The organism is Pseudoalteromonas sp. T1lg22 (genome assembly GCF_002964645.1).
In the GTDB taxonomy this organism is placed as follows: Bacteria; Pseudomonadota; Gammaproteobacteria; order Enterobacterales; family Alteromonadaceae; genus Pseudoalteromonas.
The window spans coordinates 85,051-98,070 of record NZ_PQBY01000013.1 but is presented as its reverse complement, the minus strand read 5'-3'; the positions used below and the strand labels follow the sequence as shown (position 1 = coordinate 98,070).

Below are 13,020 nucleotides of genomic sequence, written 5' to 3'. Positions count from 1 at the left end.
CAATAATGCTAGAAGTATCTTTGCCGGACTTCTTAGTGGTTCTCGTCCTCAAAAATTTCCTCAATGGCGAGGTTAAACAGCCTCGCGCATTTAAAGGCCAGGGGGAGGCTTGGGTCAAACTTGCCTTTTTCTATGGCGTTTACCGTTTGCCGCGAGACTCCCAGGGCGTTTGCTAAATCGGCTTGAGTCCAATCGCGCTCGGCACGCAGTACCTTTAAGCGATTTTTCATCTGTATCTCCACATGCCGATAATTATGGCGGCTATGTAGGCCAGGGCCATAATAACTATGAGTACGGCAATATTGGCCTCTTGCTGGATCACCCCAAAATTCGATAAATAGCTGTAACTGCTGCCCGCCACTATGCCAGTGCCGGCGGTGATCGCCGCTGCCTCAATCTGTACCTTTTGTTGCAGTTCGTCGAGGGCCTTAATGTGCTTGATATAAGCACGGATCATTTGCATTCCCAGCAAGAGGTTAATTGCGATCGCAATAAGCGACAGGCTGATGTTATTTGTCCATAACAATTGATGGCCCAGAGTCGCCAGCGCTGCCGAGCCAACCCAGGCTCCCGTCCATAGCGCCAGCTGCTTGGTGGTGTTGATCACCGCGGGTCTCGAATCAAGTTGCTCACAGGTCATAAGTCTAACTCCTTTGTCTAAAAGTTATGTTTACTTTACATTTAAGTTAGGCTTGGATTGTTTTTATGTCAAGGGTGTTTTACAAAAAGTCTGTGATATATGTCAATATTGGCTTTAGAATATTTCTGTCTCAAAAAATAACAAACTTGAGACAAAAACGGATAGATACTGTATCTTTATCTCAATAGTCAAAAAAATTGAGATAACTCTGTGATTAAAAGGCCACCTAAAAATGAACCTTTCTTGGGGAATGTTTTTGAGCAAATTAGCAAAAAGTCCCCAGAAAAGCTCGGGAACTACCTTGAATACTATCAGCCAGTAGATAGCAAAGGACGTTATTTACCTTTTGATGAGTATCAATATCGGGTGGCCAGTGGCCTAGAAGTCCATTTGGCTTGGGGGTTAACCAAGGCTTCTAGAATGTCACAATACATGAAACTATTGCCGCTGGGTGATGATGAAATATTGTGTAATTTTATACTGACGCCGACGATTCAAAAGGCTATTTCGCATGCAGATCGGCACGCAACAACCGGTTCACTTGAATGGATGAGTAGCAAAATAGGTGAAGAGAATCACTTTGAATATTTACTAAATGATTTGATCGAAGATGAGGCTATTAGTAGCAGCCAATTGGAAGGTGCAGCGACAACTACATTGATCGCAAAAGACATGCTTAAACGTAAGCGTAAGCCTCGTACCCCAGATGAAAAAATGATCCTTGGAAACTTCAAGATGATGAAATTTGCTTGGGATAATAGGAAAAAGCCATTAAGTATCGAGCTTATTCTTGATATGCACCGCGAGGGGACTGAGGATATTGATAATGGCAAGTATACTCCCGGTGTCTTTAGGCAAACGGACGATGTTGCAGTTGTCGATGCAGAAGGTGAGCCTGTGCACATGCCGCCGAGCGCAAGTGGGATCGAAGCAAGGCTCGAAAAAATTGCGCTATGGGCTAACACCTGCCATGACGATGCCGACAGCAGCGAATACATTCATCCTATGATAAAAGCAATTTGTTTGCATTTTGCGATAGGTTTTGAGCACCCATTTAGGGATGGTAATGGGCGGGTCGCCAGATCGTTATTCTATTGGTATATGTTTAAAAATGACTATGCTGCGTTCAGATATATTGCTATCAGTACCTTGCTTAAACTAGCTCCGATTAAATACGGAAAGTCTTACCTTTATACCGAAACGGATGACATGGATTTGACTTACTTTGTTGAGTATCAATGTGGTGTGATATTAAGGGCTATTAGTAACTTTAAAGATGCTTATAAAAAGTCCTTAAGTGATATTGAGTCATTTAACAACTGGGTTTGGGAGTCCGGTTTATATAAAAAGTTATCTGAAAAACAAAAGGTTGTTTTCCAGGTGGCTAAAAGTGGAAGGGCAAAGTACTTCACCGCAGCGAATGTAAAAGAGAACCTAGGATGTTCTTATAATACGGCCGCGAGCACGTTGAATGGTTTGGTTGATCTTGGTGTGTTCGGGAAAAAGAAAAATGGTAGAGAGTGGCTTTTTCATATGTTGGAAAAACAGGAAATACAAGGTAATTGGGAAAGATAACAACTGACTTTCACCTGCTTATACAGAGGCATTTAAATCATTGGACTTTGTTGCTAAAACTTAGTCGCTTATTTTGGTAATACTTCATAAGTCAATAGCTAAAGAGAAGCCGCCGATAAATCAGCGGCTTACGATGAGCGAGGTTTTTAGCCTACTGTTGTATCCAGCTCGGCCTCAACCGCATCGGCCTTATGAAAGGCGGGGTGTGTAGCCAGTTGCTCGCTATAGCGTTGAAGGTTGGTGTATTGCTCTATTAGGCCAAACTTGTGCAGTATCTCAACGATAAAGGACATCATGATATCGGCGCCGGTCAATCGCTCTTCCACCAGGTAGGTTTTGCCTGCCAGGCTGGCGTCAAAGTAACTCATTACCTTATGGGTTTCGATATCGGCATAGCCGTCGAGAAAATTCATCTTGGCGCCGTCTTTATTGACAAACATCTTAAGCAACAGGGGTAAAATCGCCGAGCTTTCGGCGAAATGCAGCCACTGCTGGTATTGGGTGTATGCCACAGTGCCGCGCTCGGGTGCCAGCTGTTGGGCGCCATATTTGTCAATCAGGTAATCGGTGATGGCACCGGATTCGGTGATCACCTGGTTATCATCTTCAAGCACCGGGGATTTGCCCAGCGGATGGATGCTTTTTAGCTCCGGTGGGGCCAAAAATGTCACGCTATCGCGCTGATAGGGCACAACCTGATACTCCAGCCCAAGTTCTTCGAGCAACCAGATAATGCGCTTAGAGCGAGACTGGTTAAGGTGATGTAGTTTAATCATATTTTCTTCCTTATTGCGCAATATTAAAGAGGATCGTTTACTTTAATGACCAGCTTGCCGAAGTTTTTCCCTTCGAGTAAGCCCATAAAGGCCTCGGGTGCATTGTCCAGCCCGGTTACGATCTGCTCCTTATACTGGATGTGACCTTGCGCCAGCCATTGGCTCATATCATTCGCAAATTCATCGTAGCGATGGCCGTAGTCATCAAAGATAATAAAGCCCTGCATCTTGATGCGTTTGATCAGCAGTTGCCCCATCAATAATGACAGGCGATCCTGGCCTTGTGGCAGCTCGGTGGCATTGTATTGAGAGACCAAACCGCACAGTGGCACGCGGGCGCCGGTGTTCAGTAGCGGCATTACCGCATCGAATACCTTGCCGCCAACGTTTTCGAAGTAGATATCGATGCCCTGGTCGCAGGTTGCTGCCAGTTGCTCGGCAAAATCGTCGGCATAGTGATCGAGACATTTATCAAAACCCAATACCTCTTCGGCATAACGGCATTTTTCCGCGCCGCCGGCAACGCCGATCACACGACAACCCTTAAGCTTGCCGATTTGCCCTACGGTGGCGCCCACCGGGCCGGTTGCTGCGGCCACGACTAAGGTGTCACCGGCTTTCGGTTGACCTATATCCAACAGCCCCATATAAGCGGTAAAACCGGGCATGCCCATAACGCCTAAGGCGTAAGAAGGGTGAGTGGGGTTTTTACCCAATTTGATCAGATCCTTGCCATCGGAGATGCCATAGTCCTGCCAGCCGGTGTAGGCCAGCACCCATTCACCCGGTTCAAAGTCGCTGTTGTTTGATTGCTCAACCTGACAGACGGTACCGCCGACCATAACGTCATTGATGGCCACCGGCTCGGCGTACGATTTGGCATCGCTCATGCGCCCGCGCATATAAGGGTCGAGCGATAAATACACGCTGCGCAGCAGGATTTCGCCTGCTTGCGGCTCGGGTTTAGCGCTGGTTTCTAAGCGAAAGTTAGCCGCCGTCGGGGCGCCATGAGGGCGTGATGCCAATACGATGCGGCGGTTTTGGGTTGAAGCTGACATAGGTATTCTCCTAAATGTAATTTTTGATTAGACCGGTCGTCTAGTATTCGTTGCAAAAAAAACCGCCAAACACATGGCGGTGTAATTTCATCGCCGGGCGTTTAGCCCTGCAATAACTGTTTGGTGTTCTCCAGGCACTGTTTTAGCCCGGCTTGGTCCTGATATAGCTTGTTCAACAAGCTGGCACCAATCCATAGAAAATAGATTTGCTGCGCACTTTGCTTGGCATCGATGGCCTTAATTGAGCCGTCGACCATGCCGCGTTCAATGCATTTGGCTATGGTATCGACAATTCTATCGGCACCGTTTTTCAAGGCGACACGCATGGGCTCGGACAGATCCGATACTTCCGCACCTAGTTTAACGATCAGGCATTTATTGGCATTGCAACTGCCCTTATCCTGAGCCAGCCACAGCTCAAAATACTGGATCAGTGCCTGATAGCCGCTGAGCGCCGGGTTCTCTAGCAGCCCGGTGATGGCTTCAAGGTATTGGCTAAAATAATCCTGGATCAGCGCCTCGCCAAAATGCTCCTTCGACTTAAAGTAGTGATAGAAAGAGCCCTTGGGCACATTGGCGGTTTTTAACAGCTCTGAAAGGCCCACGGACGTAAAGCCCTTGCTGACGATTAGCTCGTAGCCGACCTTTAAAATATGCTGGCGTGTGTCATTGGTTTTTGCGTTCATGGCGTCCATTCTAAACCTGATTAGACCAGTCGTCTAGTTTTCATTGAGGTGCGTATTTAAGGAGGTCTGGAGCGAAGCCTCGATTACATTTTGATACTACTTTTTCATCATAAATTCATAAAACCTTTTTAGGGTGACGGGGCAATCTTCATTTTCAAAAAACTATGGAACAAGTATGAAAACCCCATTCAATAACAAGCACTTATTAAAGTCTACTTTGGCATTAGCCGTTACTCTAAGCCTCAGCGGTTGCAGCTCAAGTAACGACAATGACAATGACGATGACCAAGACATTGGTGTGAGCCCCTCAGCCACGGTGAGTTTGCGGGTCATGGAAACCACAGACATTCACATGTATTTGTCGAACTATGATTATTTTGCTCAGGCGCCATCGGAAACCCTGGGGCTGGTTAATACCGCCACCTTGATCAAGGAAGCCCGTGCCGAGGTGCCTAACAGTGTTTTGGTGGATAACGGCGACCTAATTCAAAACAGCCCGCTGGGCGACTATGAAGCCCTGGTGCGCAAGGACGATATTCTCAATGGCGCGACTCACGTGGCCTATAAGGCGATGAACCTATTGGACTATGACGTGGCTAACCTGGGTAATCACGAATTTAACTTTGGCCTGGAGTTTTTAGATGCCACCTTGGCGGGAGCCGATTTTCCTTATGTAAATGCCAATGTGTACGTGGATGACGGTGATAATGATGAGAGTAACGATCAAAACCGCTACACGCCTTATTATATTCAAGACAAAATCGTCTTCGACAGCGATGGCAACGAGCAAACCGTTAAAATCGGCTACCTGGGGCTTACGCCGCCGCAAATTATGCAGTGGGACAACGCTCATTTGCAGGATAAGGTGATCGCCAAGGATATCGTCGCCACCGCCGAGAAGTTTGTGCCGCAAATGAAAGAAGAGGGCGCCGATATTGTTATTGCCATTCCTCACTCCGGGTTAACCGCCAGCGCCTATGAAAGCATGGCCGAAAACACCGCCCTCTACCTTTCTCAGGTAGAGGGAATAGACGCCATCTTGTTTGGTCATAACCACCGTGTTTTCCCCGGCGATGCCGCCTATGATGGCTTTGAAGAAGCGGGCATAGATAATGTCAATGGCACTCTCAATGGCGTGCCCGCGGTGATGCCGGGCTTTTTCGGTAATCATCTGGGTATTATCGACCTGGAGCTGGAGCCCACAGAAAACGGTGGCTGGCAGGTTGCGAGTTCGGCGGTGAGCAATCGCGCCATCAGCACCAAGGATGCAGAAGGCAACTTTGTCGACCTGGCCGAGGCCGATGGGGAAATTGCCGCGGCCATCGAGCTTGAACATAAGGCCACCATCGACTGGGTGAGTGAGCCGTTTGCGAAGATCTCTGCACCCATCTTTAGTTTCTTCGCCCTGGTACAGGACGACCCGTCAATCCAAATCGTTGCCGATGCGCAAATCGCCTGGGGTAGGGCCTTTATTCAGGGCACCGAATTAGATGGTTTGCCGGTACTTTCGGCGGCAGCGCCGTTTCGTGCCGGGCGCAATGGCGTGGAGGATTACACCCATGTAAAGGCGGGCGATATTGCAATGCTCGATACCGTCAGCCTGTACGTCTTCCCCAACACCATTCGCATGGTGAAGGTATCAGGCGGTGACGTAAAGGAATGGCTAGAGCGCTCCGCTGGTCAGTTTAACCAAATCGACATGAGCACCAGTGCCGAGCAAAACCTGCTCGATACCAGCTACCCTACCTTTAACTTCGATATCATCGATGGCGTCACCTTTGAAATCGACGTGACTCAGCCTAAGCGTTATGACAACGAAGGCGTGCTTATTAACCCAGAGAGCTCGCGCATCGTTAACCTGCAGTATCAAGGCCAGGCTATCGATCCAGAGGCGGAGTTTTTGGTTGTGACCAATAACTATCGCGCCAGTGGTGGCGGCAACTTCCCGGCCATAGATGGCAGCAGCCGTGAAACCTTTGAAGGCCCGGATGAAAACCGCGGTGTGCTGCGCAGCTATATCATCAGCGAAGCGGCTAAATCGCCAGAGACGGGTTTAGATCCTTCCGCGGACAACAACTGGCGCTTTGCCAAGGTCAGCACAGACACGCCACTGAATGTGGTGTTTAGAACCTCGCCTTTAGATGATGTGGCCGCCATAGCCGAAACCCTGCCGGCCGTCACACCGACCTCACCGCTTAAGCTTGATGAAAATGGCTTCGCCCTCTATCGCATCGACTTACAGTAATAAGATGTTAAGACATAACAGGGCTAGTTTGTTTCGACTAGCCCAGACTCTCAATGAAAAAAGCCCCGCGATGATGCAGGGCTTTGGTTCACAAAAGGACATTGAAATATGGGTTAGTTGCAGGCGGTGTTTTGCGGTGCAACTGTGAGTGGTTTGAAGCTACCGCATTGGCCGTCTACACAAGTACGATAAGCATAACCGTTAGAGAAATCGATATCGCCTACATTAAACTCGGTGGTGCTGCTGGCATGTACTTTAACGCCAAGGTGTTCAGTGTAGTCTGTCTCGCTAGCAGGCCACATCCAAAGCTCGTATTCGACTACTGCGTTAGCATCATAATTGAGGTAGTCCACCAGCGTCACTTTGGCTGCGCTACATAGGCGGCTTTTAACACTGTTATGGAAAGTATATAGCTGTGCATCGCAGAACTCTGAATCATTTAGAAGTGGCTCTACGATACCAAAGTCTTGATTTTCAATTTGCATAGCACTTAAGAAGAACGCACCTGTATCAAGCACACCTACACCGCAGTTTGAAGTATCGCAGTTGCTTGTGGCTTTGAATGGGGAGGCTGTTGCATTCATCAAGTTAACTAGCTCATGGTTGGTTAGTGACGGTGCGTACTGCTTAACCAAGGCCAGAGAGCCAGCTACGATAGGTGAGGCCAAAGACGTACCAGAGGTATTTAAGCTACCTGTTAGGCTTTTGGCATAAACAGTTTCTGAAATTGTAGATATGTCAATCTTGCTGCCGTAGTTGGAAAAAGAAGCGCGGTTATCGTCAATATCATTCATGCCACCGACTGCGATTATGTTGTCACAGGCCGCAGGAGCGTACATTGCTACGTTTGCGTTGTCGTTACCAGCCGAGGTAAGAACTAAGATGCCTTTGGCATGAGCGTAGTTTATAGCGTCTTGCATGAAATCAGGGCAGCCGTTACTAAGTGGATCTAGCCCGCCGAGCGAGTAGTTGATGACATTAACTGGCTTGCTAATAGGGCGCAAAAAAGCTGGATTGGCGTGAGCGACAGGTACTTGTGTATCACCCGCTAGCCAACGGATAGCCATTGCACTATCAAAAGCAGAGGCATCACCACACAAAGCAACCTTTGCAAGCGCTAGCGGGGCGCTAGTGATGCCTGCGCCGTACTCGCCATTATTGGTCTTAGCACCTAACACGCTGGCAACATTTACGCCGTGGCCTTCGCCCTCGCAGGCCAGTTCCGCTTCGGTTTCATTCCAAGCTGTACCGCCGCGACCTTCGTATTCAATCATGTTGATGTGGTCGTACACGTTTAACTCAGTGTTGTTGGCTTCCAAGCCAAAGCCGCCATCGATAACACCTACACGAACATCAGCCTTTGGCGCAAGCTCGTTGTTAGTGATGTATTGGTATGCTGGCAATACATTGGCCGAGTTGGGTGATAGGAATGCACGGGTAGAGGTATAACCTTCTACCTTGCCATACACCTTTGGTAACCATACATTCGCTAGGTAAGCAAATTCGGCATCGTTAGGCACGTTATCAGGCATTTGGTAGTTAACGAAGTCTAAGGACTGTTCACTCATGCTCTGGCTCAATTGTTTTACGGGTGCAGTCTGGGGTGGTGCGATGCTCATACGGAAATCTAGCTCTACATATTCGTATAGGCCGCTAGCTTTAAGTGAGTTGATAGTGTCCTGAGCGTTACCATCGACAGTAATTACGTTGAGTTCGCCGCCATCTTTAAGTTTGGTGATAATGCGGTTTTCTGCGCCATAAGCAGCGGTGCTAGAAAGCAGGGCGGCTAGAGCTGTAAGTAGTAGTGTGCGTTTCATAGTAGTATCTCCCTTACTCGGCATTACAGCCGTAGTCGTTTCCGTAAAGTGCAGTATCAAGGAATGCATATTGAGCGCTGAACTCAAATGCTGCGCCATTGCCAGTGCCGAATAAGGCTGTGCGGAAAGGTGAGCCGTCCGATAGGCTGTCAAACGCAGGCAAGTTGTAGGCGGTGTTGGCATCATCCAGCGTGGCGCGAGCCGTGTTGATTGCTGGGATTAATGCGTCATACGTTGATTGTTGAGCTTTAAGTGCGCTTTCAAGCTCTGCATCCACCAGCGAAACGCTTGAGTTTGTCAATGCTGCATTGACAGTATCAGCAATGCCCTGCGCGTTGGCGGTGATTGAATCAATGGCCTGAGCGTATGATGCGCTTAGTGATACTTTGCCTTGGGCGTCAATATCAAGAGCAAGGTACTGTAGGTCAGCGGAGTAAGTGCCGTACCACTTTAACTCGTCAGCGCCTTGACTCACAAATGCTAAGGCATCAGCGGCGAGTTGTTTAGCTTGCTCGGTCGTTGCGACCAACGATACGTTAGCGACACTGCCTTTTACTTCAATGCTGTCACTTAGTTTGCCGTCCGTTGCGGTGACTGTGATGGTAATGTTCTTGCTCATACCTTCTTGCACATCAGCGAGAGCTACTTCAACTGAGCCATTCACAACAGATGCAGTGACAATGCCTGTGCCTGAGCTTTCGGTGGCGCTAAAAGTTAGCTTAGATGCGTCACCGTCATAGGTGACATTAAGAGGCCATGAGTGTTGGCTTTGCTCGTCGTAACTAAATGCTGCGATTTCAGCTAGGGTAAGGGTGGTAGCGCCAGTGTTGCCGCCAGTGCCAGTACCGCCGTTGCCAGCGTTGCTATCCGTGTTGTCTGAGCCGCCGCCACCGCAGGCAGTAAGTGCCATAAGTGAAGCTGCAATGAGAGATAATTTAAGTGGTTTCATAATCCGTCCTCTTTTAATCCACCTCAGTAGCTTAAGGTGGGTGTCCATTTTTTTGTTTTCAAATTGTGTCGTTTTTATAGCGTCCTTGTTTTTGGTAAATTATCCTTTTCTAATACGACCTCCTTTAAAGATTATTGATTTTTAATAAGGATATTAACCTTGCCGCTTCTTATTATCTAGAGAGATGTCATTCTTTTAGCCAAATTCAGTATTCATGTTGGCTAAAACTGCTAATTTGCAATAGCTTCGTAATAGTTTCTGAATGAGCTGTGTTGGGCAGAAACCTGCTGGTTACGCTGCGGTTATTAGGGGTTAATGTTTTTTATTAGTACTTATTTATAAAAAAAGGAAATTTAAAGTGGTTGATCCATTGATTAAATGACATTGGTGGGCGTGATTGGCGAAGTTGTGGGATTAAAAGTAATATAAGATCATTTTTTCTTCAAAAAAGACCCTCACCTTCGATGCTTAATCTGATTTTTACGCCCGGAACAACTCTACTTATAAAAGTGAAATGTTATTAAAAATCATTTTCTTTAAGAGGTTTATTTGTGCTTGGTTATTTAATTAAGCTCAAACGAAAAGTGGCCAGTTGTTACCCCGCCCCCGAGCCATTGCAACCCTTGAAGCTAATGCGGGTATTAGCAGGATTAGAGTGTGCCAACTGGCCCTTATCTCGGCTCTGCCCTCATATTAAAGTGGGTAGCACTGTGGTTGTTAAACATGTCAAAACAGGTGTCAAGCGCACACTAAATCTAGTGCATCCGCATCAAGGCTCCAAAAATGGCTACACCTTGCCTTGCAGTAGCCCTTTGGGAATGTCGCTATTAGGCAAAAGGTGGGACAAGTGGCGCGCTATAAAGAGCTGCAACATCAGCATAGCTGGCGGATTATTAATATAAAAAATGAGACCAAGGATATGTAATTACATTTTTGGTTAAACGAGTTCGAGGTAATACCCCCCATAAATTTGCCATAATCTTTACCTCAACCAAAGTGCGCACCTTTTTATTCAGGTACTCAGTTTTTATCCTTTTAATAAAGCAGAGGAAAAATAAGGTGTATTCTTATTTTTTCATTATAGGATTAAAATCAATTTACTAAATGCTAAATGGGAGGGGCGCCCTTAGATTAGGGCTTGCTGGTACTTTATATCAGTCAAATGGGTTAGATTCTTTCCAAATAAAAAGACGCCATATTGGCGCCTTCTCTAGTTAAGCTGACTTAGTTAGTCAACTCACACTTTACTCACCCATAAATTTCATGGCTTGCAGCAGGTTGCTGTAGTCGTCGCGCCATACAAAGGGGGTTGCACTGCTGGGCCAGGGGGACTCGCTGGCACGGTAGGGCTTGAGTTGGGCTTTGTCTCGGCTTAACAGCACCCAGCGCACATCATGGCCGTGGCGCTGCTGCGCTTTGGCCTCGCCATAGAGGATAGTTAAATCGAATTGCTGCGCCAAGCCGCGCATCAGGGGGGTGAGATCCAAATGGGTATTGGAGATATGCACCGCCAGAATGCCGTCTTCTTTAAGCTGGGTTAAGTATAAGGCCATGGCTTCTTGAGTCAGCAAATGCATAGGGATGGCGTCGCCGCTAAAGGCATCGAGCACCAGGGCATCAAACACCTGTTCCTGCCCCTGCGCTTGTTGTGCGCTTAACGTGATGCGGCCATCTCCTAGCACATAATCTAACTTGGCTTGGGAGTTATCAAGGTAGCTAAATTGCGCCTGGGCCGTGGCCAGCACATTGGGGTTAAGCTCATAGAAGGTATAGGTATCTTTGCTTTTACCGTAGGCCGCCAAGGTGCCGGCACCCAGGCCAATAAAGCCTACATGGGAGCCATTCGGTAGGTCTTGCAGTAACTGCCCAACCAGGGTTTGGTGGCGGTAATAGCTTTGTGGCTCGCCTTTGCCTTCACCTTTAAGTACTTCCACGCCATGGGTGGTGGTGCCGTCGATCAAGCGGCGCTCGGTGCGCCCTTCAATGTTTACTTCGGTAACGGTTAGTAGGCCATAGAAGTTACGCAGGCGCTCAATGTCGTTACTTTTAAACTGGCCATCGAGCCAAAAGAACAAGAGTCCCGCCAGAGCCACCGTGCCCAGTGCGCTGCCACCTAGCAGGGGAGCTCTGCGTATGCCTTTATCACTGACAACTCCCCAGGCAAACAATACCAAGGCGGCGCCTATGGCCAAGGGGTATTCGTAATACAGGGTGAATACCTGCGGTGCGACAAAAGTGATAAGCGCCGTGCCCAGCGCGCCACCTAGGGCCATCACCAGATAAAACTGGGTCAGGTATTCGGTGCTGGGTTTGGCATGCACCAGTTCGCCATGACAGATCATACAGGCGGCAAACAGCACCAAGGAATAGAGAATAACCTGGCTGACAATATCGAACTGGCTGCCGATAAAGAACAAGAAGCAGGAGATAAAGGCACAGACCCCCAGCGCCGCCAGCCAGAAAATACGATGATAGGCTTTGGGCGAGTGGAAGCACAGTACAAAGGTCAGCAGATACAGTGCCAGCGGCAACAACCATAAGAAGGGCACAGGCGCCACGTTTTGGGTCATGGCATTGGTGCTAGCTGTGAGCACCATTACGCCGCAGCCGCTAAGCAGCAACCACAACAGCCATTTACCGTGAACACCGCCACGAAAGGCGCTCTGCTCTGTGCAGCCTAGGCGTTTGGCCTGGTTATAAAAGCGCGCCATATAGGCATAGAAGGTGGCGGCAAAGGCCACAAATAAACCGCTCCACAACCAGGACTGATCCCCTAACCCGAGCCAGGGCTCCACCGCGAATGGATACGAGAGCAGGGCCAAAAAGGAGCCGATATTGGAATAGCTATACAGCTTGTAGGCATGCTCATTATCCACCTTGGCCTGCCAGCTTTGCATCAAGGGCGCCGTGGCAGCCAGGGAAAAATAAGGCAAACCCACGGCCATCGCCAACTGGGCTAACACGCCCAAGGCGGGGGCGTCGCTGGGGGCGCCGAGCGCTTGCGTGCCTATGGGCAGGGCAATGGCTCCGGCTAGTAAAACGGCACCATGTACGAAAAACTGCTTTTTCAGCGCCAAGCGGCTCGAGATAAGGTGCGCATAACCATAGCTTGCGAGCAAAAATGTTTGGAAAAACAACAAGCACGCCGTCCAAACCTGAGTGCCGCCGCCAAAGCTGGGGAGTAACATTTTGGCCATGATAGGCTGGACTTGGAAAAGTAAAAATGCGCTTAAAAATACAAGAATAATCGCAAGCATGGCGATAGCCGCCTCAA

General features: G+C 48.4%; 11 protein-coding genes. 3 read left to right on the top strand and 8 right to left on the bottom strand.

Features of this window, described 5'->3' with window-relative positions:
• Positions 1 to 32: 32 nt before the first annotated feature.
• Both C2M24_RS07510 and C2M24_RS07505 read right to left on the bottom strand, forming a co-directional pair.
• Positions 33 to 230 (bottom strand): helix-turn-helix transcriptional regulator, encoded by a 198-nt coding sequence (locus tag C2M24_RS07510; protein ID WP_105201294.1) that lies wholly within the window; start codon positions 228 to 230, stop codon positions 33 to 35.
• Positions 227 to 640, bottom strand: coding sequence for a hypothetical protein (locus C2M24_RS07505; RefSeq protein ID WP_105201293.1), 414 nt, complete (start codon positions 638 to 640; stop codon positions 227 to 229). Before C2M24_RS07505 ends, C2M24_RS07510 begins: the two co-directional genes overlap by 4 nt.
• 210 nt (positions 641 to 850) lie before the next feature.
• Between C2M24_RS07505 and C2M24_RS07500 the strand changes: the two genes are divergently transcribed.
• Entirely contained in the window at positions 851 to 2,215 is a 1,365-nt protein-coding gene (locus C2M24_RS07500) for a Fic family protein (RefSeq protein WP_233999517.1), read from the top strand.
• Between the two features lie 146 nt (positions 2,216 to 2,361).
• On the opposite strand, the gene C2M24_RS07495 is transcribed toward C2M24_RS07500, so the two are convergent.
• The 3 genes from C2M24_RS07495 to C2M24_RS07485 form a co-directional block, all read right to left on the bottom strand.
• Positions 2,362 to 2,991: a glutathione S-transferase family protein gene (locus C2M24_RS07495; protein WP_105213862.1), complete on the bottom strand. Its 630-nt coding sequence runs from the start codon at positions 2,989 to 2,991 to the stop codon at positions 2,362 to 2,364.
• A gap of 23 nt (positions 2,992 to 3,014) precedes the next feature.
• Entirely contained in the window at positions 3,015 to 4,049 is a 1,035-nt protein-coding gene (locus C2M24_RS07490; RefSeq protein ID WP_105213860.1) for an NADP-dependent oxidoreductase, read from the bottom strand.
• A 101-nt stretch (positions 4,050 to 4,150) separates the two neighbouring features.
• The gene (locus tag C2M24_RS07485) at positions 4,151 to 4,735 is read right to left on the bottom strand and encodes a TetR/AcrR family transcriptional regulator (RefSeq protein WP_105214547.1); all 585 of its coding nucleotides are present in this window, start codon (positions 4,733 to 4,735) and stop codon (positions 4,151 to 4,153) included.
• A gap of 175 nt (positions 4,736 to 4,910) precedes the next feature.
• On the opposite strand from C2M24_RS07485, the gene C2M24_RS07480 reads away from it, so the two are divergent.
• Positions 4,911 to 6,980 (top strand): bifunctional 2',3'-cyclic-nucleotide 2'-phosphodiesterase/3'-nucleotidase, encoded by a 2,070-nt coding sequence (locus tag C2M24_RS07480; RefSeq protein WP_105213858.1) that lies wholly within the window; start codon positions 4,911 to 4,913, stop codon positions 6,978 to 6,980.
• Positions 6,981 to 7,093: 113 nt separating this feature from the next.
• Here the strand turns inward: C2M24_RS07480 and C2M24_RS07475 are convergent, their stop codons facing one another.
• Positions 7,094 to 8,797, bottom strand: coding sequence for a S8 family peptidase (locus tag C2M24_RS07475; protein ID WP_158683715.1), 1,704 nt, complete (start codon positions 8,795 to 8,797; stop codon positions 7,094 to 7,096).
• A gap of 13 nt (positions 8,798 to 8,810) precedes the next feature.
• The gene (locus C2M24_RS15975; RefSeq protein ID WP_158683714.1) at positions 8,811 to 9,746 is read right to left on the bottom strand and encodes a hypothetical protein; all 936 of its coding nucleotides are present in this window, start codon (positions 9,744 to 9,746) and stop codon (positions 8,811 to 8,813) included.
• Between the two features lie 632 nt (positions 9,747 to 10,378).
• On the opposite strand from C2M24_RS15975, the gene C2M24_RS16335 reads away from it, so the two are divergent.
• A complete protein-coding gene (locus C2M24_RS16335; RefSeq protein ID WP_442792509.1) occupies positions 10,379 to 10,648 on the top strand; it encodes a GreA/GreB family elongation factor in 270 nt (89 codons plus the stop codon).
• Positions 10,649 to 10,990: 342 nt separating this feature from the next.
• Here the strand turns inward: C2M24_RS16335 and C2M24_RS07465 are convergent, their stop codons facing one another.
• Entirely contained in the window at positions 10,991 to 12,943 is a 1,953-nt protein-coding gene (locus C2M24_RS07465) for a fused MFS/spermidine synthase (protein ID WP_158683713.1), read from the bottom strand.
• Positions 12,944 to 13,020: the final 77 nt, after the last annotated feature.